General features: G+C 69.9%; 19 protein-coding genes and 1 pseudogene. 15 read left to right on the top strand and 5 right to left on the bottom strand.

Translation table 11 applies throughout. The features are described 5' to 3' along the window. The first annotated feature begins 17 nt into the window (after positions 1-17). Positions 18-929 carry a serine hydrolase gene (locus ABZ910_RS26650; RefSeq protein WP_361369536.1) on the top strand — a complete coding sequence of 304 codons (912 nt, stop codon included), beginning with the start codon at positions 18-20 and terminating at the stop codon, positions 927-929. A gap of 138 nt (positions 930-1,067) precedes the next feature. Here the strand turns inward: ABZ910_RS26650 and ABZ910_RS26645 are convergent, their stop codons facing one another. Beyond that, entirely contained in the window at positions 1,068-1,385 is a 318-nt protein-coding gene (locus tag ABZ910_RS26645; RefSeq protein WP_361369535.1) for an antibiotic biosynthesis monooxygenase, read from the bottom strand. A gap of 196 nt (positions 1,386-1,581) precedes the next feature. Here ABZ910_RS26645 and ABZ910_RS26640 point away from each other — a divergent pair, with 196 nt between their 5' ends. Beyond that, the gene (locus ABZ910_RS26640) at positions 1,582-2,361 is read left to right on the top strand and encodes a D-Ala-D-Ala carboxypeptidase family metallohydrolase (RefSeq protein WP_361369533.1); all 780 of its coding nucleotides are present in this window, start codon (positions 1,582-1,584) and stop codon (positions 2,359-2,361) included. Between the two features lie 45 nt (positions 2,362-2,406). Here ABZ910_RS26640 and ABZ910_RS26635 read toward each other — a convergent pair whose 3' ends face one another. After that, complete coding sequence (locus ABZ910_RS26635; RefSeq protein ID WP_361369532.1) at positions 2,407-3,885, bottom strand: glutamate--cysteine ligase; 1,479 nt, start codon at positions 3,883-3,885, stop codon at positions 2,407-2,409. A 179-nt stretch (positions 3,886-4,064) separates the two neighbouring features. After that, positions 4,065-4,856: an SAM-dependent methyltransferase gene (locus tag ABZ910_RS26630; RefSeq protein WP_361369530.1), complete on the bottom strand. Its 792-nt coding sequence runs from the start codon at positions 4,854-4,856 to the stop codon at positions 4,065-4,067. Positions 4,857-5,330: 474 nt separating this feature from the next. On the opposite strand from ABZ910_RS26630, the gene ABZ910_RS26625 reads away from it, so the two are divergent. Continuing rightward, complete coding sequence (locus ABZ910_RS26625) at positions 5,331-6,302, top strand: Dyp-type peroxidase (protein WP_361369529.1); 972 nt, start codon at positions 5,331-5,333, stop codon at positions 6,300-6,302. Positions 6,303-6,573: 271 nt separating this feature from the next. Further along, positions 6,574-7,302 (top strand): annotated as a pseudogene (locus ABZ910_RS26620) (SAM-dependent methyltransferase); the annotation flags it as partial. 15 nt (positions 7,303-7,317) lie between these two features. On the opposite strand, the gene ABZ910_RS26615 reads toward ABZ910_RS26620, so the two are convergent. Further along, a complete protein-coding gene (locus ABZ910_RS26615; protein ID WP_361369527.1) occupies positions 7,318-7,527 on the bottom strand; it encodes a hypothetical protein in 210 nt (69 codons plus the stop codon). A 200-nt stretch (positions 7,528-7,727) separates the two neighbouring features. On the opposite strand from ABZ910_RS26615, the gene ABZ910_RS26610 reads away from it, so the two are divergent. The 6 genes from ABZ910_RS26610 to ABZ910_RS26585 all read left to right on the top strand — a co-directional run bounded on the left by ABZ910_RS26610 (position 7,728) and on the right by ABZ910_RS26585 (position 13,717). Then, on the top strand, positions 7,728-8,564 hold the full coding sequence (locus ABZ910_RS26610; RefSeq protein ID WP_361369526.1) for an IclR family transcriptional regulator C-terminal domain-containing protein: 837 nt from the start codon (positions 7,728-7,730) through the stop codon (positions 8,562-8,564). A gap of 75 nt (positions 8,565-8,639) precedes the next feature. Then, on the top strand, positions 8,640-9,833 hold the full coding sequence (locus tag ABZ910_RS26605) for a CoA transferase (RefSeq protein ID WP_361369524.1): 1,194 nt from the start codon (positions 8,640-8,642) through the stop codon (positions 9,831-9,833). Then, a complete protein-coding gene (locus ABZ910_RS26600; protein ID WP_361369522.1) occupies positions 9,826-10,686 on the top strand; it encodes a citryl-CoA lyase in 861 nt (286 codons plus the stop codon). Before ABZ910_RS26605 ends, ABZ910_RS26600 begins: the two co-directional genes overlap by 8 nt. 57 nt (positions 10,687-10,743) lie before the next feature. Further along, positions 10,744-11,601, top strand: a complete 858-nt coding sequence (locus tag ABZ910_RS26595; RefSeq protein WP_361369520.1) for a dioxygenase — start codon at positions 10,744-10,746, stop codon at positions 11,599-11,601. An 80-nt stretch (positions 11,602-11,681) separates the two neighbouring features. Beyond that, the gene (locus ABZ910_RS26590) at positions 11,682-13,223 is read left to right on the top strand and encodes an AMP-binding protein (RefSeq protein ID WP_361369518.1); all 1,542 of its coding nucleotides are present in this window, start codon (positions 11,682-11,684) and stop codon (positions 13,221-13,223) included. Positions 13,224-13,252: 29 nt separating this feature from the next. Beyond that, on the top strand, positions 13,253-13,717 hold the full coding sequence (locus ABZ910_RS26585) for a GNAT family N-acetyltransferase (protein ID WP_361369516.1): 465 nt from the start codon (positions 13,253-13,255) through the stop codon (positions 13,715-13,717). Here the strand turns inward: ABZ910_RS26585 and ABZ910_RS26580 are convergent. Further along, positions 13,685-13,879, bottom strand: coding sequence for a hypothetical protein (locus tag ABZ910_RS26580; RefSeq protein WP_361369514.1), 195 nt, complete (start codon positions 13,877-13,879; stop codon positions 13,685-13,687). The two genes, ABZ910_RS26585 and ABZ910_RS26580, sit on opposite strands and share 33 nt — an antisense overlap. Positions 13,880-13,948: 69 nt before the next feature. Between ABZ910_RS26580 and ABZ910_RS26575 the strand changes: the two genes are divergently transcribed. From ABZ910_RS26575 to ABZ910_RS26555, 5 genes are all read left to right on the top strand, one after another. Continuing rightward, entirely contained in the window at positions 13,949-14,689 is a 741-nt protein-coding gene (locus ABZ910_RS26575) for a class I SAM-dependent methyltransferase (RefSeq protein ID WP_361369513.1), read from the top strand. 90 nt (positions 14,690-14,779) lie between these two features. Further along, complete coding sequence (locus ABZ910_RS26570; protein WP_361369511.1) at positions 14,780-16,216, top strand: cytochrome ubiquinol oxidase subunit I; 1,437 nt, start codon at positions 14,780-14,782, stop codon at positions 16,214-16,216. 2 nt (positions 16,217-16,218) lie between these two features. Next, on the top strand, positions 16,219-17,238 hold the full coding sequence (locus ABZ910_RS26565) for a cytochrome d ubiquinol oxidase subunit II (RefSeq protein WP_361369509.1): 1,020 nt from the start codon (positions 16,219-16,221) through the stop codon (positions 17,236-17,238). Positions 17,239-17,427: 189 nt separating this feature from the next. Beyond that, positions 17,428-18,954 (top strand): SDR family oxidoreductase, encoded by a 1,527-nt coding sequence (locus ABZ910_RS26560; protein WP_361369507.1) that lies wholly within the window; start codon positions 17,428-17,430, stop codon positions 18,952-18,954. Between the two features lie 103 nt (positions 18,955-19,057). After that, a complete protein-coding gene (locus ABZ910_RS26555; protein WP_361369505.1) occupies positions 19,058-20,434 on the top strand; it encodes a deoxyribodipyrimidine photo-lyase in 1,377 nt (458 codons plus the stop codon). Positions 20,435-20,439: the final 5 nt, after the last annotated feature.

Raw genomic sequence — 20,439 nt, 5'->3', positions numbered from 1 at the left:
TGCCGAGGTCCCACGCCATGCCGCACCGCCTGTCCTCCGTGTCCCCTCCGCCGAGCGCTGGGACGCGTAAGTCTCCGCGCCGGCGCGCCGCGATGTGCGCGGGCGTCCTCGTGGCCGCGGTGACGACGCTCGCCGCGGCCGGCACGCTCGACACGGCTTTCGCGGCCTCGGGCCCGGCGTCGTCGGGGTCGGACACCGCCACGACGCGCCTCTCCGCCCCGGCGCGGTCACAGGACAAGGCGCGCGTGACGGCCGCCGTACTCGACCTGGACGACGCGAGCCGCGAGCCCGTGGTGTACGGCGACGACACCCCCTACGACACCGCGAGCATCGTCAAGGTCGACATCCTCGCCGCGGCGCTGCTGCAGGCGCAGGACGCCGGACGCCACCTGACCGAGCGGGAGCAGGGCGAGGCGAAGGTGATGATCGAGCGCAGTGACAACGCGGCGGCGAACGCGCTGTGGCGCCACATCGGCCGGGCTCCGGGACTGGAGAAGGCGAACGAGCGGCTGGGGCTGACCCGGACCAAGGGCGGCCCCGGCTCCAAGTGGGGGTTGACGCGAACGACGGCGAGCGACCAGATACGGCTGCTGGGTGCGGTGTTCCGCACCGGCCCGGCCGCGTACACGGGCCCCTCGGTGCTCAGTGAAGCGTCCCGGGCGTACATCCGTTCTTTGATGGCCCGGATCGTGGACGAGCAGGCCTGGGGTGTCTCGGCGGCCTCGGGCTCCGACTGCGCGCTGAAGAACGGCTGGTTGCAGCGCACCACCACCGGACTGTGGGACGTCAACAGCGTCGGACAGATCACGGTGGACGGCCACCACTACCTCGTCGCGGCCCTCTCCGACGGCACCACGTCGATGAAGAGCGGCATCTCGCTGGTGGAGCAGGCGTCCCGGGCCGCCGTCTTCGACGCGACCGCCTCCTGACGGATCCACAGCCGCCGGTAAATCCACCGTACTGACGGACCCGCAGCGGCGAAGGGCCCGGCTTGATGCCGTGCGACAGCGACGGTTCAAGCCGGGCCCATGGATCACCAGCGAACTGGATCAGCCTGCGCGCAGCCCCTACTCGCCCTTCGGGGCGGCCTGCTGCACCACGTCGAAGGACCACAGCGTGGACCCGCTCGCGGCGGGCTTCGGGCGATCGCTGCCGCCCTGGTGGGCCTGCTTCATCGGGCCCTCCATCCAAGCCTGGAACGACTCTTCGTCACGCCAGCGCGTGTACACCAGGTAGTTGTCGGTGCCTTCGACGGGGCGGAGGAGCTCGAACCACTCGAAGCCGTCCGAGCCCTCGACCGCGTGCGCGCGGGAGGCGAAGCGCTTCTCCAGGGTCTCCCGCTGGTCAGCGGGGACGCTCAGTACGTTGATCTTGACTACGCTCATGGCCCCATCCTGCCATCGCGGTCCCCGCGGCCCGGGGCAGTCCATCCTGAAGTCTGTTGCGGGCATGACAATCCGAGTACGGTCTACGTGCGTCAACCGTTCGTATCGCTAGGTATCCGTTCGCATCCCTTCGTTTCGCTCCGTATCGCTGCGTTTCGCTCCGTATCGATCCGGAAGCCAGTAGAGGAGGACGTTCATGGACATGCCGCAGGGTTACGGTTCAGGCGTCGACCGCCGTACGGTGCTCCGCGCCGCGGCAGGCCTCACGGCCGTGGTCGGCCTGACGGCGGCCGTCGACCTCGCGTCGGCGGGCAGGGCCTCCGCCTACGGGTGGACCCGCACGCTCCAGCAGGGCGCCTCCGGCTCCGACGTGGTGGAACTGCAGATCCGGGTCGGCGGCTGGGCGGCGTCCAGCGCCCAGCAGACCTGCATCGCCTGGGACGGCGACTTCGGCCCGGCGACGGACGGGGCGGTCAGACGCTTCCAGTCCGCCTACGGCCTGACCGCGGACGGTGCCGCGGGACCGCAGACCCAGAGCGTGCTCAACAGCCTGGAGAACAGCGACGGTTCGACGGCGCACTTCGACTTCAGTGAGTTCACCTCCCACGACGGCTCCGGCTTCGGCGGCGGCCGGGTGGGCGCGGCGGAGGTCAAGGAGAACGTACGCCGGCTGATGTACAAGCTGGAGGCGCTCCGCAAGAAGGCCGGCAACAGCGCGGTCACCATCAACTCCGGCTTCCGCAGTGTCGCTTACAACTCCTCGGTGGGCGGCGCGTCCAACAGCATGCACTGCTACGGCGACGCGGCGGACGTCGTGGTCGCCGGCCACACCACGCTCCAGGTCTACAAGATCGCCGAGACCTGCGGATTCTCCGGACTCGAGGCGTACACGCACTCCTGGCAGCACGTCGACAGCCGCGTTCAGTACCCCTCCTACGGCTCGGGTTCCTGGTGGTGGGAGAGCGGCGTGGTGTGACCGTTCCGCCCGTTCCGCTCGCGCTGTGGCGTACGGGGCCCGGGATCAGTCGACCGGCCAGGTGTGGACCGGGGCGTTGAGGTGCATGTAGTCGATGTAGAGCTCGGTCATGCGCCGCAGGGCCTCATGGCGTCCGGCATGGGTGGTGTCATCGATGTGATGGAACATCTCCTTCTGCCAGGTCGCCCCGTTGCGGGCGGTGACGCACCGCTGCTCGATGATGCCGAGCAGCGGTTCCCGCCAGGCCTCGTCCATGCCGGAGTGCTCAAGGCCTCGGTGCGCCAGGGGCAGCAGGCGCCGCAGGACGAGTTCCGCCGCCGGAACCTCGCCCACGCCGGGCCAGTACAGACGCGCCTCGATGCCGTGCCGTGCCGCCGCGTGCAGATTGTCCTGGGCGGCCGCGAAGGACATGCGTGACCACACCGGGCGGTCCTCCTCCACCAGGGCGCGGGTGAGGCCGTAGTAGAAGGCGCCGTTGGCGAGCGTGTCGGCGACGGTCGGCCCGGCGGGCAGCACACGGTTCTCCACCCTCAGGTGCGGCTTGTCGTGGGCGACGGCGTACACCGGGCGGTTCCAGCGGTAGATGGTGCCGTTGTGCAGGGTGAGCTCGGCGAGTTCGGGGATGTCGCCGCGGTCCAGCGTCTCCGCAGGGTCCTGCTCGTCGCACAGGGGGAGCAGCGCCGGGAAGTACCGCACGTTCTCCTCGAAGAGGTCGAAGACGCTGTTGATCCACCGCTCTCCGAACCACACCCGGGGCCGTACCCCCTGCACTTTGATCTCCTGCGGGCGGGTGTCGGTGGCCTGCTCGAACAGGGGGATACGGGTCTCGTGCCACAGTTCCTTGCCGAGCAGGAACGGAGCGTTGGCGGCCAGCGCGACCTGAACCCCGGCGATCGCCTGCGCGCTGTTCCAGTAGTCGGCGAACTCCTCGGGGGACACCTGGAGATGGAACTGGGTGCTGGTGCACGCGGCCTCGGGGGTGATCGTCTCCGCATAGGTCCGCAGCCGGTCGACGCCGTCCACCTCGATGCGCAGGTCCTCGCCGCGCGCCGCGAAGACCTGGTCGTTGAGCAGCCGGTAGCGCGGGTTCTCCGACAGCGCCGCCTCGCCGACGTCCTTCTGCCGCAGCGTGGGCAGAATGCCGATCATGATCAGATGCGTGCCGACCGACCGGGCGCGCTGGTCCGCGTGGTTCAGGGCGGTGCGGATCTCGGATTCCCAGGCGTCGGGACCGCCCTCCGTCAGACGGCGGGGCGGAATGTTGATCTCGAGGTTGAACCGGCCCAGCTCGGTGGACCAGGCAGGGTCCGCGATCGCCTCGAGCACGTCGCTGTTGCGCATCGCGGCCTCTGCCTCGTCGTCGACCAGGTTCAGCTCGATCTCCAGCCCCACCTGGGGCCGCTCGGACTCGAACCGTGACTCGCGCAGCATCTGCGCGAACGCGTCGAGGCACTCTTGCATCTTGATCCGGTACCGGCGGCGGTCCTCGCGGGTGAAGACCAGCGCCGGGACGTCCCGTCCCATCGGCCCTCCCGGCTTCCCCTCCTCGGACACCTCTTCACCCCAGCGTCGCACCACCGGGCGACCCGGACCAGGCGAGATCCCGACCGGGCGGGACGGAGCCAGAGAGGGGCGGCCGGTCGACCGAGGCGGGACTGACCACCCGCCGAGCCGGGACGGGCGACCGACGGCCGGACGCGCCGTCACGACTTGCGGCCGACACCCCCGAAGTCATCGACCTCCGCGGGCTCCGCGTCGGCGGGTCCCGGGCGCCACCGCGAGATCGACAGCAGGCCGGGGTCGAGCAGCTCCAGCCCGTCGAAGAAGCGAGCGAGCTGCTGCGGGCTGCGGTTGATGCGCGGGTTCTCGCCGGCCTCGTTCCACTGCTCGATCATCGTGCGCATGGATTCGGGGTCGATGACCTCCGTGTCGTCGCAGAGCACCAGGTAGCTGCCCGAGGGCAGCGCGTCCATCAGCCGGCCCACGAAGTCGTACGCCGAGTCGTCCGTGACGTGGGCCGTGATGCCCAGGAGGACGAGCGCGACGGGCTGGGAGAAGTCGAGCGTCTCGGCGGCGCGGCGCAGGATCTTCTCGGGCTCGCGGAGGTCGGCGTCGATGTAGTCCGTCCTGCCCTCGGGCGAGCTGGTCAGGAGCGCCTCGGCATGGGCGAGCACGATGGGGTCGTTGTCGACGTAGACGATCCGCGTCTCCGGTGCGATGCCCTGCGCGACCTCGTGGGTGTTGTTCGCGGTCGGCAGGCCCGTACCGACATCCAGGAACTGGCGGACACCGGCGTCGCGGACGAGGTGCTCCACGGCGCGCACGAGGAACGCCCGCTGGGCCCGCGCGATGTCGAGGATCTGCGGGTTGGCCGCGACGATCTGGTCACCGACCTGCCTGTCGATCTCGTAAGAGTCCTTGCCGCCGAGCCAGTAGTTCCAGATCCGGGCGGAGTGCGGCACGGAACTGTTGATGGCCGAGGCATCAAGTGACATGAGAACTCCCTGAGTTGGACCGGATGCCAGCCCACAGCCACGCACCGTGATCCGTCAAGCAGCGGGAGAGACCCCGCGCGCGAGAGGTAGGGCGTTCGGCTCGGCTCGTGACCTCTCGGCTTGTGCTCTGCCTCCACGTATGGCTTATGCTTGATCTTGAGCTGGTCGCCGGGAGTTTCGGCGTCCGGTCGTGCGTTGGTGGTCCAAGGAAAGACGCCCCGCTTCCTGCGGGGAGATGCAGGTGCAAGGCCTGCCCGGCGCTCGGATACGGGCCCCACTCCGCATCGGCGGAGTGGGGCCCGTTTGTTGTACGCAGAACCCGCGGGCCGTCCGTCGTACGGGGGAACGCGTGTGCGGCACGACGGTCAGGGGCCGGTGGCGGACCGTCCTCCGGTGTCCGATGCTGGTGGGGCTGGGTTGCCACGTACCGGAGAACACACCGCCCGAGACGTACGCCACTTACCGGGAGAGAGCATGGACCAGACCGCATCGGAGCTCGCCGCCGAGAAGCAGGCCATCGATACCGAGCCCCAGTACATCGACGCGCCGTTGACCGCGGCGGCCACCTTCCTGGTGCTGGTCATCAACGACGGCGAAGAGGCGATGGCCACCGCCCGCTCCGTGGTCGCCAGTACGGATGACCTGATCAAGGACATCACCATCCGTGTCAACGGAGGTCCGTTCACCTGCAATGTCGGCATCTCCCACCACGCCTGGGAGCCGCTGACCGGGAAGCCGCTGCCCAAGGAGCTCAAATCGTTCCAGGAGATCAGGGGCTCCAAGCACACCGCCGTCGCCACCACCGGTGATCTGCTCTACCACATTCGGGCCGATTCGACCGACCTGATCGTCGAGTTCGAGAAGATCCTGCTCGAGGCCTTCGGTGACTCCGTGACAGCGGTGGACGACGTCGCCGGCTTCCGCTACTTCGACGGGCGTGACCTCCTCGAGTTCGTCGACGGCACGGCGAACCCGGACGGTCTCTCCCTTCCGGCCGCCACTCTGGTCGGCTCCGAGGATCCGGCCTACGCCGGTGGAAGCTACGTCGTCATCCAGAAGTACCTGCACAACCTGAAGGGCTGGCGCGGGCAGAGCACCGAGACGCAGGAAGCCATCATCGGGCGCACCAAGTTCGACAACGTCGAGCTGCCGGACGCGACCGAGGGCCAGAAGTCGCACAAGACCCTGTGCACCATCAAGGACGCCGACGGCGAGCACGACATCCTGCGCGACAACATGCCGTTCGCCGTCCCTGGGCGCGGCGAGTACGGCACGTACTTCATCGGGTACTCCAGGCACCTCTGGGTCATCGAGAAAATGCTGGAGCGGATGTTCATCGGCGACCCGCCTCCGTTGTACGACCGGATTCTCGACTACTCCAGGGCCGTCGCCGGCGTGACGTTCTTCGCGCCTCCTCGCCAGTTCCTGACCGATCTGGGCGACTGAGCCGCCGGGCCCGTCAGTTGCGACGTCCGTCACGGACCGGGGGCGGGGCATCGCAACTGGCGGGCGCGCGCCGCCGTAGTGGTGTCGTAGTCGTAGGCATCGTCAACTCGCCTGGATAGGTTGTCCGTTGCACCACGCAGCGCAGCGCAACGCACAGCCCCAGGAGCGTCCCATGGCACCGAACGAACCGCTCGACGGGAGTGGGCAGACCCCAGGACCCGTGATCGGCACCACCGTTCCGCACTCGCCGCGGATCTGAAACTACTGGCTCGGCGGCAAGGACAACTACGAGGTCGACCGTGAGGTCGGCGACCAGTTCAGCGGCATCTACCCCGACATCGTGGCGGTGGCGCGCGAGTCGCGGGCGTTTCTGCAGCGAGCGGTGACCTACTTGGTCGGTACGGCCGGGATACGCCAGTTCCTCGACATCGGCACGGGGCTGCCAACCGCGAACAACACCCATCAGGTCGCTCAGCGGGTGGCACCGGACGCGCGCGTGGTGTACGTCGACAACGACCCGATCGTGCTGGCGCATGCCCGTACCCTGCTCACCGGCAGCGCCGAGGGGACCACCCAGTACATCGATGCCGACCTGCGGGAACCGGAGAAGGTTCTCGCCGCGGCTCGGGACACGCTGGACTTCGATCAGCCGATCGCGCTGATGCTGCTCAACATCCTGGGGCACATCGAGGACACCGCCGAGGCGCAGTCGATCGTCGAGCGGCTGGTCGACGCCCTGCCCCCGGGCAGCTACCTCGTCACCGCCGACGGCACCAACGTGATCACCGGTGAGGCGTTCGAGCAGGCCATAGACCTGTGGAACCAGAACGGCAAGCCGACCTACCACCTGCGCCACCCGGAGGTGCTCGCGCGGTTCCACCAGGACCTGGAACTCCTGGAGCCCGGCATCGTCTCGTGCCCGCGCTGGCGACCCGAGGACAACGCCTCCGGCGCGGTCCCCGAGGTGGACGAGTTCTGCGGGATGGGCTTCAAGCCGTAGCCGTAGCCGTAGCCGTCAGCCAGATGTCGACCGTCGCTCGCGCAACACCCGCGCGCGGGCGGTGAGTGGCACGGCCGACGCGACGAGTCCGACCGCCGCGATCCGGTCGTCGACCACGAGCACGTCGGTGTCGGTCAGTACTCGCCGCGCCCGGTCCATGGGCAGCACGGTGCCGCGACGAAGGACGACGGGCCGACCCGGGAGGAATGCGGCGGGCTGAGTCATCGCTGATCTCCTTCGTGCCGCGGCTTCGTACGACGATGCGTCACCGGCACCACCCGTCGCCGCCCGCGTCGGACGGTCATCCGTATGGCGTCACCGTGCGGTTGCGGACGATAGTTGTGAGGCCGCACAGCGGTGTCAATACCGGGGGAGGCGAGGGTTTTTCCGGTGACGCAGCAAGAGACGGACCACGAGGAGTTCCCATGCCACGCGAAGGAACCGGGCCCGATTTCATCGAGGCGCTGGCCCGAGGGCTGGAAGTGATCACCGCCTTCCAGCCCCGGCGGCCGGTGATGTCGCTGAGCGACGTGGCGAGCGCGACGGGGCTGGCCCGGCCGACAGCACGCCGAATCCTGCTCACCCTGGGCGAGTTGGGGTACGTACGCCGGCAGGACGACGGGTTCGCGCTCACCCCGCGCGTGCTCGACCTCGGTGTCGCCTATGTCTGCTCGACAGGGCTGTGGGACGTGGCCCGGCCCCATCTGGAGTGGCTGGTCGAGCGGACGAATGAGTCCTGCTCGATCGCACAACTCGACGGCTCCGACATCGTCTACGTCGCGCGGGTGTCCGTGCCGAAGATCGTCGCCCTCACCGTACAGATCGGGACGCGTTTCCCCGCGCTGCAGACATCACTGGGGAAGGTGCTGCTGGCCGCGCTGCCGCCCGACGACGCGGCCCGGACGCTTGCCGAACCCGGCCGGTCGGGCCTTGTTCCCGTGTGGCAGCCCCACCGGGAGGAATGGGAGGCGGAGTTACGGGAGGTCCGCGCGCGCGGCTGGGCGGTGACCGACGAACAACTCGCCCGGGGCATCCGGTCGGTGGCGGCGCCGCTGCGCGACGGATCGGGGCGGGTCGTCGCGAGCATCAACGTCAACGCGCATGCGGCCGAGACCTCGGTGGAGACGCTCCTCCACACGTACCTGCCGCTCCTCCTCCGAGCCGCGGGCGAGATCAGCGTGGACTTCGCGCGGCTCGAGACCGTGCCGCACACGACCCGGCCGCCCTCGGCCGAGGCTCTGCCGCGCGTCGTGAATCCTTGACGCCTCCGTGGGACGCGTTCCAGAATCGCGCCGACGGACGTATGTCCGTCGACCGGACAGCGGAAGGCGACGCCGATGTCACAAAGCGCCACGAACGACGATCGTGCGAGCGTCGCGGGGCCGCTGTCCGGACTGCTGATCGCGGACTTCTCACGCGTCCTCGCCGGTCCCTACGCCACGATGCTCCTGGCGGATCTCGGGGCCGACGTCGTCAAGGTGGAGGCGCCGAACGGTGACGACACCCGCGCCTGGACGCCCCCCGTGCGCGGTGACGTGGCGACCTACTACCTGGGGATCAACCGCGGCAAGCGCTCGATCGCGCTGGACCTCCGCGACGAGACCGACGCCGCGCTCGCACGCGAACTCGCCCGCCGCGCCGACGTCCTGATCGAGAACTTCAAACCCGGGGCGACGGCGAAGTACGGGCTGGACTTCGACACGGTCCGCCACGACAACCCCGGACTGGTCTACACGTCGATCACGGGATTCGGTTCCGGCGCGGGGCGTCATGTGCCCGGGTACGACCTCATGGTGCAGGCCGTCTCGGGACTGATGAGCCTCACCGGGGAGCCGGACGGTCCGCCCTACCGGGCCGGGATCTCCGTCTTCGACGTCATGGCCGGCAACCATGCCACCATCGGCATCCTGGCGGCCCTGCGCCACCGGGACGCGACCGGTGAGGGCCAGCTGGTCGAGGTGAACCTGCTGTCCTCCGCGCTCACCGGACTGGTCAACCACAGCTCCGCGTTCGTCGCCGGGGGCACCGTGCCGTACCGGATGGGCAACGCCCACCCCAGCGTGTTCCCGTACGAACCCCTGCCCACCGCGGACAACGATCTGATCGTGGCCGCCGCCAACGACGGACAGTTCCGCAGGCTGTGCGAGGTGCTGGGAATCCCGGAGGTCGCCGACGACCCGCGCTTCGCCCGCAACGCCGACCGCACCGTCCACCGCGAGCAGCTCAGGCCGCTGCTGGTCGAGCGCCTGGTCACCCGCGGCGCCGACGAATGGTTCACGTTGCTGGTCGAGGCCGGGGTGCCGAGCGGGCCGATCAACACCATCGACGGCGGATTCGCCATGGCCGACCGGTTCGGGCTCGAACCGGTCGTGACCGCGGGGGAGGGCGAGCGTGCCGTCCCCACCACGCGTCACCCGATCCGCTTCTCCGCCACCCCGGCCGGCTATCGGCTGCCGCCGCCGGACCTCGACGAACACGGCGACGAACTCCGCACGTGGTTGTCCCACCCGCAGGAGCCCGACCATGACTGAGTCGCAGTCGCAGTCGCAGCCGCAGAGCCGTCCCGCGTACCCCACGGCCCTGGGCGCGTCCGACCCGGAGACCATCACCCTGCTCGGCCACGACCTGGCCCGGGACATCATGGGTTCGGTGGGCTTCGGCGAACTGGCCTTCTGGCTGGCCACCCAGCGTCGGCCCAGCCCCGGCGAGACACGGGTCTTCGACGCGGTGCTCGCCGCACTGGCCGACCACGGGTTTACCCCCACCGCCATCGTCACCCGGCTGACGTACCTGTCGGCGCCGGACTCCGTCCAGGGCGCGCTCGCCGCCGGACTGCTCGGCGGCGGCTCCCGGTTCCTCGGAGTCACCGAGGACACCGGCCGTTTCCTGCACGACGTCCTGGCGTCTCTGAAGGGCGACCTGCCGTCCGACGAGGCGGGCTGGGACGCGGTGGCACTGCGCACGGTGCGGGAGCGGCGCGCGGCGGGGGAGTTCGTCCCCGGGCTCGGACATCACGTGCACAAGGAGGTCGACCCCCGCACGCCGAGGCTGATGCGGATCGCCACGGAGGAAGGCCTGTTCGGGCCGCATCTGTCCTTGTTCGCCGCCATCGGCCGTGTGCATCCGGCCGTACTGGGCAAGACACTGCCGCTGAACGGAGCCGGTGTCTGCGGCGCCGCGCTCGCCGACCTCGGCCTTCCGCTGCCGCTGCTGCGCGGGTTCGCGCTGCTGGCCCGCACGGCCGGACTGATCGGGCAACTCGCCGAGGAACTCCGCCATCCGGTCGCGCGCGACGTCTTCCTCTCCGTCGACCTCAACAACACCGCCATCCCACCGGACCCCTTCGTCCCCGATCCGCTCTCGGATGCAGGCGGCGAAGGCTGATGCCGCCGGCCGACAGCAGACCGAGGACGGAGGTTCAGCGCACACCGAGGAGCAACCATGTCCGTCGACAAGGACAAGATCACCGACCTCGCCGTTCAGCGCTGGGCCACCGCCCACTCGCCGCGGGTGGCGGAGCTGATGACCGCGCTGGTCCGCCACCTGCACGCCTTCGCCCGTGAGGTGGAGCTGACCGAGGACGAGTGGATGGCCGCGATCGAATGGCTGACCGCGGCCGGCCGCATGAGCGACGACAAGCGTCAGGAACTCATCCTGAGCTCGGACGTGCTCGGTCTGAGCATGCTCGTCGTGCAGCTGAACAACAGGTTCTCGCCGCAGGCGACCCCTGCCACCGTGCTCGGCCCGTTCCACATCGACGGATCGCCCGCCGTTGCGTACGGCTTCGACATGTCGGACGGCATCCCGGGAACACCGCTGTTCATCACGGGCAAGGTCACCGACACCCACGGCAGCCCCGTCGCCCACGCCGTGCTCGACGCCTGGCAGGCCGACGCCGACGGAGCCTACGAATCACAGCTCCCCGACATCGACGAAGCGCGCCTGCGCGCGAAGTACCGGACCCGGGAGGACGGCACCTACTGCATCCGCACCATCGCACCGCGCGGATACGCCATCCCCATGGACGGCCCGGTCGGCCGGCTGGTCCGCGCGACGGACATCAGCCACTTCCGGCCCCCGCACGTCCACTTCCTCATCGAGGAGCCCGGGTACGAGAGGCTGATCACCCACTTGTTCCAGGAGGGCGGCGAGTACCTCGACAGCGACGTGGTGTTCGGGGTCGAGGACGCCCTGGTCGTACGCTTCGACGCGTGTCCGGCAGGCGCCGCACCCGACGGCAGTGTCCTTGCGGAGCCGTACCTGCACGCCGCGTACGACTTCGTGCTGCAACCTCGATGACCCCACCGGCGACAGAGGTTCGGAATTAGCGTCAAGGGCGAAGCAGCCACTGGTGGTTGGCGCGGATACAGGGAGCGAACATGCGCGTACCGATGACCGTCACGGACTTTCTCGACCGGGCGGAGGCGGGGTTCTCGTCCAGCACAGGTGTCGTGGACGAGCCGGACCAGCCCGGTCCGGCGGTGCCCGATGCGACGTACGGGCGGTTGGGCGAGCGGGTGCGGGCCTGGCAGGCGGGGTTCGATGCGCTCGGCGTAGGTGAAGGCGAGCGCGTGGCGGTGGTCAGCCACAACTCCGCGCGTCTCCTCGAGCTGCTGTTCGCGGTCCCGATGAGCGGCCGGATCTGTGTGCCGGTCAACTTCCGCCTGAAGCCCGAAGAGGTCGCCTACGTGGTGCAGCAGAGCAGGGCGTCGGTCCTGCTCGTCGACCCGGAGCTGGATGCCGCTCTGTCCGGCATCCCGGTACGTCACCGCTTCGTGCTCGGCGAGCACACGGACAACGAGCTGATGCGCTTTGGCATCGAACCCCGGCCGTGGTCGCGTCCGGACGAGGACGCCACCGCGACGATCAACTACACCTCGGGGACCACGGCCCGCCCCAAGGGCGTGCAGCTGACCCACCGCAACATCTGGGTGAACGGCCTGACCTTCGGGCTGCACACGCGCGCGTGGGAGCGCGATGTGTACATGCACACGCTGCCGATGTTCCACTGCAACGGCTGGGGAATGCCATACGTGATGGCCGGACTCGGCGTCAAACAGGTGGTGTTGCGCAAGGTCGACGGTGCCGAGATCCTGCGCCGGGTCGACGAGCACGGCGTCACGCTCATGTGCGGCGCACCCGCTGTGTGGAATGCGGTACTTGACGCCGCGGCGACCTGGGAGGGCGAGATCCCGGGCCGTGATCGCGTCCGGGTCGTGTGCGCGGGGGCTCCGCCGCCGAGCCGGATGATCCAGCGGGTGGGCGAGGAGCTCGGCTGGGAGTTCACGCAGATCTACGGCCTGACGGAGACGTCCCCGCTGCTGACCTTCAACCGTTCCCGTCCTGCCGACGCCGGTCTGCCGGCCGAGGAACGGGCGCGCAAGCTGTCCCGTGCGGGGCTGCCTGCGCTCGGCGTCCACCTGAAGGTCTCGGACGCGGGCGAGGTCCTGGCCCGCTCGAACACCGTGCTCGACGGCTACTGGGACAAGCCGGAGGAGACCGAAGCGGCGCTGGAGGACGAGTGGTTCCACACCGGCGACGGCGGGTCGTTCGATGCGGCCGACGGCCATCTGACGATCTCCGACCGGAAGAAGGACGTGATCATCACGGGTGGTGAGAACGTGTCGTCGATCGAGGTGGAGGACACGATCTTCAGTCACCCGGCGGTCGCCGAGGTCGCCGTCATCGGGGTGCCGGACGAGAAGTGGGGCGAGACGATCAAGGCCCTGGTGGTGCTGGCCGAGGGTGCGACGGCACAGGAGGCGGACATCATCGCCCACTGCAAGCAACGCCTGGCCGGCTACAAGGCACCGACGTCCGTCGAGTTCCGCGACTCCATCCCCCGCACGGCCACGGGCAAGATCCAGAAGTTCAAGCTCCGTCAGCCCTATTGGTCGGGGCGCGATCGCGGGGTCAGCTGAGGCGGGGAGGGATCTGCCACACTGCTCCGGTGATCGTCAGACTCGCGGGAGAGCACGATGTTCCTGGTCTGCTCGGCTTGGCGGGCCAGGTCGAGCACTGGTTCGGTCCGATGGTCGAGGATCCCGGCTTCCGTCGCGCCGTGGACAAGTACATTCGCCGGTCCACGGCGCTCGTCGCCGTCTCCTCGGGATCGGAGCTCCTCGGCGGCCTGCTCTTCGGCGCCAAGCCCCCGACCTACCACGTCCATTGGCTCGTCGTCTCGGAGCATCAACGCGGGAAGGGCGTGGGCCGCGCGCTGATGGCCGACGCCACCCGCAGGTTCGTGTCGGGCCCGGGCAGCATCGAGGTGGTCACCTTCGGAGCCGACCATCCGGGCGCCGTGGCCGGCGGGGCCCGCGTCTTCTACGAGCGTCTCGGTTTCCTCCCCGCCGAAGCCGCCGACCCGGGCCCGGAAGGCGGCTCACGGCAGGTCTATCGCCTGGGCGTCGGCTGATCCGGTCCCTGCGGGGCCGCGCCGCTCGTCGGTCTGCGTGCCGCGCTCACCGGTGCGGGCGCCGACGCACGCCGTACGGCGCTGGGGCTCGGGCCGTCCTCGGTGGTCGTACTGCTGAGCACCGAGGGCGCGGCCGCCAACCCGTACGCCACCGTCGGCCACCGAACACGTGACACCTGAAAGACATCTCGACTAGTTGCGCGACGAGTTCGCGGAGGGGTGGTCGGCACGATGAAAGCGGATGGACTGGATGGAAGGGATGGACGGGACGGGCTGGACGGACTCAGGGCGCGGGTCCGCAAGGTGCGCCGTCGGCTCGCGCGGGAGGGGCCGCCGCGGACGCGGGACCGCGAGGCGGACTTCGAGACGGTCACGGTGCCGGAACGTGACTGCGATCGGCTGCGCGACCTGCTGATCTCCGAGGGCGCGCAGACAGTGGTCGAGGTCGGGCTCGCGTACGCCAGTTCCGCGCTCGCGATCGGTGAGGCACTGGTCACGGCCGGCCGCACACGCCCCAGGCACGTCATCATCGACCCGTTTCAAGAACGTGACTGGTCCAATGTCGGCTGGGAGCTGCTGTGCTCGGCGGGACTGGACTCGATCGCCTCGCTCATGCTCGCTCCTTCGTCGATCGCGCTCCCTCAACTCCTCGTCGAAGGCCTCGTGGCCGACGCGGCCTTCGTGGACGGCAGCCACCGGTTCCACGAGGTCTTCGTCGACCTCTACTTCCTGCGCAAGATCGTCCGGCCCGGCGGGCTGATCGTCCTGGACGACGCCCTGGTGCCGTCGGTGCGCGCCGCCGTGCGGTACTACGAGCGGAATCTGAGGTGGACGGTGCTGTCCGACGCCTTCCCCGGGGAAGCCTTGACGCAGCATGCTGTTGATCGCCTGTCCGAGAAAGAGACTCGCTGCAAGGCCCTGCGCCTGCCCGACCCCGCGTTCGAGCCGCCCTTCGAGGAGTTCCGAGCTTGACGAAAACGTTCATAACGGTGCAACCGAAAGCCGCGTTGCGCACGAAGTATGCGTGATCGGAGTGCGTGATTCGATGGCGAGGTTCCGTTCATGACGACTGTCGACCTGGTTCCCTACCACGTGTTCCTGGGCGCCGCCGATCCCGATCAACTGCTTCCGGCCCGGGAGCAGATGGCCTTCACCCTCGGTTTCCACATCATCCTGGTGCCCTTCGGTGTCGCTCTCACCACGCTCATGCTCATCGCGAACTACCGCGGCCTGCGCAAGGGCGACGAGGATGCGATGGTGCTCGCCCGGCGGTGGTCGAAGGTCGCCGCCGTGCTGTTCGCGGTCGGCGCCATCACCGGGACCGTGCTCTCGTTCGAGCTGGGTCTGCTCTGGCCCGGGCTGATGAAGACGTACGGCGCCGCGTTCGGCTTCCCGTTCGCGATCGAGGGACTGTTCTTCTTCCTCGAAGCCATCTTCGTGGCCATCTACATCTACGGATGGGACCGGATGCGGCCCTGGGCACATTTCTGGGCGGGCGTGCCGGTCGCCCTGGCCAGTGTCGGCGGAGCGGCCGCCGTCATCGCCGCCAACAGCTGGATGAACCAGCCCGGTGGCATCACGATGAAGGGCGGCCAGGTCATCGCCGTGCAGCCGGCGAAGGTGTTCTTCAACAACGCCTTCTGGCTGCAGTTCCTGCACATGCTCCTCGCCGCCTACATCGTCGCGGGATTCGTCGTGGCGGGTGTCTACGCCGTCGGCATGCTCCGAGGCCGGCGCGACCGCTACCACAAGGTCGGCTTCCTCATAGGTTTCGTGACCGCGGCCGTCTCCATGCCGGTGCAGATATTCATCGGTGACACGATCGCCCGCCAGGTCTTCGACGCCGAGCCCGCGAAGTTCGCCGCGATCGAACTGCTCCCCACCACCGGCAGTCATGTGCCCGAAACGCTGGGCGGCGTGCTGATCGACGGGGAGGTCCGGTACGGCATCTCGGTCCCGAGCGTGGCCTCCGTGCTGGCCGGCTTCAAGCCGTCGACCACCGTCAAGGGACTCGACGCCGTCCCCGCGGCCGTGAGACCCACCACCGCGCAGGTCAACATCGTGCACTGGGCGTTCGACATCATGGTCGGCACCTCCTGCCTCCTGCTGGCCGTGGCCCTCTGGTTCTGCTGGCTGTGGTGGCGGCGCCGGCACACACTGGCGACCGACCGCTGGTTCCTGCGGGCGGCCTCCGTCTGCGGCATCGTCTCGATCCTCTGCCTGGAGAGCGGCTGGGTCGTCACCGAGGTCGGCCGCCAGCCGTGGATCGCCGTGGGCCTGCTGCTGACCCGCGACGCGGTGACGACCCAGGGCAACCTCTGGCCCACCTTCATCGGTGTGGTGATCCTCTACGCCGCGGTCGGCGCAGGGGCCCTCTGGGTGCTGCGGTCGATGAAGCAGCGGTGGGAGAGACAGGGTGACGCGGCCGTCCCCGTCCCCTACGGGCCGGACACCCCGGACAGCGCACGCCCCGGCCACTCCGAGGGAAAGGTGTCGTAGCGATGCCCGAACTGGTGGCGGTGTTCCTCTTCATCGGCGTCATCGCCTACGCCGTGCTCGGCGGGGCCGACTTCGGCGCCGGATTCTGGGATCTCCTCGCGGGAGGCGCCCGACGCGGGCACGCTCCCCGCAAACTGATCGACTCGTCCCTCGCACCGGTGTGGGAGGCCAACCACACCTGGCTGATCTACTGCATCGTCATCCTGTGGAGCGGATTCCCCACCGCCTTCTCCGCCATCACGACCACGCTCTACGTCCCCCTGGTGCTCGCTCTGCTCGGCATCGTCCTGCGGGGCGCCGGATTCGCGTTCCGCAAGGCGTCCATCCGTACCCCGGAGCAGCGTCTGTACGGTGCCGCCTTCGCCCTGTCCTCGGTCCTGACGCCCTACTGCTTCGGAGCCATCGCCGGTGCCCTGGCCTCCGGGCGCGTCCCGACCCAGGGAAACGGTGACGCCGTCACGAGCTGGATCAACCCCTCCAGCATCCTCGGCGGCGTGCTGGCGGTGCTCTCCTGCGCCTACCTCGCCGCCACCTACCTGATCGTGGAAGCCCAGCGCCGGGACGACCGGGACCTGTTCCGTTACTTCCGGTACCGGGCTCTGGGAGTCGGAGCCGTGACGGGTGCCGTGAGCATCGCCGGCATCTTCGTGCTGAGCTCCGACGCCCCTCGGCTGTTCCACAACCTCACCCACCGCGCGCTGCCGCTGCTCGTGCTGGCGGCACTCGGCGGACTGCTGGGCCTGGCGCTGCTCCTGGTCGGAAAGACGTACGGAGTGCGGGTGACCGCCGCGGCGGCCGTCGCGCTGATCGTCTGCGGCTGGGGCGTGTCCCAGTACCCCTACCTCCTCGGCACGCACCTCTCGCTCGACGAGGCGACCGCACCTGATGCGACCCTCGCCGTCCTCGTCGCCGTCGCGTGCGTGGCGGCGGTGCTCATCCTGCCGTCCATCGTGCTGCTGTTCCGGCTCAGCGGCCGCGGCAGCGTGGGCGTCGGCGACCGGCCGCCTCCCAGGACCCTGTGACCCGGCATCCCCGCATGACTCGTACGGCCCGTACGACCCGTAGGAACCAGCTCGTGAACCGTGTGAACCAGATGGCCCGTAGGAATCGGGTGGTCGCAGGGCAGGACACGCATCCGCAAGCCGCGTCACATGGGAAGTGATCACAGGGGGGATCACCGACGCAATCGCCGACGCGGAGGACCGGAAGCGATGAACCACAACGACTCGACACCGCTGCGCTGCCTGGTGACGGGCGCCACGGGCTACATCGGCGGCCGGCTCGTGCCCGAGTTGCTGGCGGACGGGCACCAGGTGCGCTGTCTGGCCCGCAATCCGCGCAAGCTGCGCGACCATCCCTGGGCGGGCGACGTGGAGGTGATGCAGGGCGACGTCACCGATGCCGACTCGGTCTCCCAGGCCATGACGGACATCGACGTGGCGTACTACCTGGTGCACGCGCTCGGCACCGGCAAGGACTTCGAGGCGACCGACCGGCGCGCGGCCCAGATCTTCGGGGAGCAGGCGAAGGCGGCCGGCGTGCGCCGCGTCGTGTACCTCGGCGCGCTGACGCCGACCGACGTGCCCGAGGACGAGCTCTCCCCGCACCTGAGGTCACGGGCGGAGGTGGGCCGCATCCTGCTGGACTGCGGCGTGCCGACCGCCGTGCTGCGCGCCGCCGTGATCATCGGCTCCGGCTCGGCCTCCTTCGAGATGCTGCGCTACCTCACCGAGCGGCTGCCCGTGATGGTCACCCCGAGCTGGGTGCACACCCGTATCCAGCCCATCGCCGTCGGGGACGTGCTGCGACTCCTGGTCGGCTGTGCCCGGCTGCCCGAGGACGTCAGCCGCGCCTTCGACATCGGGGGCCCGGACATCCTGACGTACCGGGAGATGATGGTCCGCTACGCGCGCGTGGCCGGCCTTCCCCCGCGGGTCATCCTGCCCGTGCCGGTCCTCACGCCGGGGCTCTCCAGCCACTGGGTGGGTCTGGTCACCCCCGTCCCCGCGTCCATCGCCCGGCCGCTGACCGAGTCGCTGCGCCACGAGGTCGTCTGCCACGAGCACGCCGTCAGGCAGTACCTGCCCGAACCCCCGGGACATCCGCTCAGCTTCGACCAGGCCGTACGACTGGCCCTGCGCCGGGTGCGTGAGGCGAAGGTGGCCACGCGCTGGTCGTCCGCCGCGGTGCCCGGCGCGCCCAGCGACCCGCTGCCCACCGACCCCGACTGGGCGGGCGGCAGCCTGTACACGGACAGCCGCCAGACGCCGGTGCACGCGCCGGTGAGCACCCTGTGGCGGGTGATCGAAGGAGTGGGCGGCGACAACGGCTGGTACTCCTTCCCGCTCGCCTGGAGCCTGAGGGGCTGGCTGGACCGGCTGGTCGGCGGCGTCGGGCTGCGCCGGGGCCGCCGGGACGCGGAGCGGCTGAGGGTGGGCGACTCGCTGGACTTCTGGCGGGTGGAGGAGATCGAGCCGGGGCGCCTGCTGCGGCTGCGGGCGGAGATGCGGCTGCCCGGCCTGGCCTGGCTGGAGATGTTCGCGGAACCGGACGGCGACGAGGGCGGCAGCCGCTACTGCCAGCGCGCCCTGTTCCATCCGCGCGGGCTGCTCGGGCAGATCTACTGGTGGACCGTCTCGCCCTTCCACGCCATCGTGTTCGGAGGGATGGCCCGCAACATCGCTTTGGCGGCGGCCCGGCAGGCCGACGAGGCGGTGGTCGGCGAGGCCGCACGTTGAACAGGCGCATCCGTCCGGCATCCAGGGCCGGAACCGTTCCGCGTACGCATCGCCCTGCGCACGCACCGTCCCGCGTACGAGCCGTCTCGCCTGGAGCCGCACGATGAACACCTCCGTCGTCCTGTTCACCGCCGATCTGCGCCTGCACGACCATCCGCCGCTGCGGGCCGCGCTGGACGGGGCCGACGAGATCGTCCCCCTGTTCGTGCGCGACCAGGGGGTGACGGACGCCGGTTTCGCAGCGCCCAACCGGCTGGCGTTCCTCGCCGACTGCCTGCGGGACCTGGACGCCGGGCTGCGCGAGCGCGGCGGACGGCTCGTCGTGCGCTCCGGTGACGTCGTGGCCGAGGTGTGCAAGGTGGCCGCCGAGACCGGCGCCGACGAGGTGCACATGGCGGCCGACGTCAGCTCGTACGCCCAGCTGCGCGAGCAGCGGCTGCGCCGGGCCCTGGAGGCGGACGGGCGGCGGCTGACCGTCCACGAGACGGTGACGGGGGTGGTGCCGCCCGGCGCCGTGACCCCGGCGTCCTCGGACCACTTCGCCGTGTTCACGCCGTACTTCCGCCGGTGGTCGCAGCAGCCGCCGCGGGACACGCTCGGCGCACCCCGCTCGATCCGGGTGCCGGAGGGCATCGGGTCCGAGGAGCCACCGTCCCGGTCCACGGTGGCCGGCACCTCGCCGGGGCCGGCCGCCGGCGGCGAGACGGAGGGCCGTAAGCGGCTCACCGCCTGGCTGCGCTCCGGCATCGCCGCGTACGAGGACCGGCACGACGACCTGGCGGGCGACGCGACCTCGCGCCTGTCACCGCACCTGCACTTCGGCACGCTGTCCGCCGTCGAACTCGTCCACCGGGCGCGGGCGTCGAGCGGTCCGGGCGCGGAGGCGTTCGTACGGCAGGTCGCCTGGCGCGACTTCCACCGCCAGGTGCTGGCGGCACGCCCGGCCGCGGCCGACGACGACTACCGCACCCGGCACGACCAGTGGAGGTCCGAGCGCTCGGCCGGCGAGGACATCGAGGCCTGGCGGGAGGGCCGTACCGGCTACCCGATCGTCGACGCGGCGATGCGCCAACTGCTGCACGAGGGCTGGATGCACAACCGCGGCCGACTGCTCGCGGCGAGCTTCCTGGCCAAGACGCTGTACGTCGACTGGCGCGTGGGGGCCCGCCACTTCCTGGAGCTGCTGGTGGACGGGGACGTCGCCAACAACCAGCTGAACTGGCAGTGGATGGCCGGAACGGGCACCGACACCCGCCCCAACAGGGTCCTCAACCCGATCACCCAGGCCAAGCGGTTCGACCCCGACGGCGCCTATGTCCGGCGCTGGGTACCCGAGTTGGCGGGTGTGCGGGGTGCCGCGATCCACGAGCCGTGGAAGCTCCTGGGGGCGGAGCGGGCGAGGACCGGCGACTATCCGGACCCCGTCGTCGAACTCGCCGACGGGCTGGGCCGCTTCAAGCGGGCCCGGGGACGCGACTGAGGTAC

This window comes from Streptomyces sp. NPDC046805 (genome assembly GCF_040645355.1).
Lineage (GTDB): Bacteria > Actinomycetota > Actinomycetes > Streptomycetales > Streptomycetaceae > Streptomyces.
The sequence above is the reverse complement of the archived record's forward strand: the minus strand, read 5'-3'. Positions and strand labels throughout refer to the sequence as shown.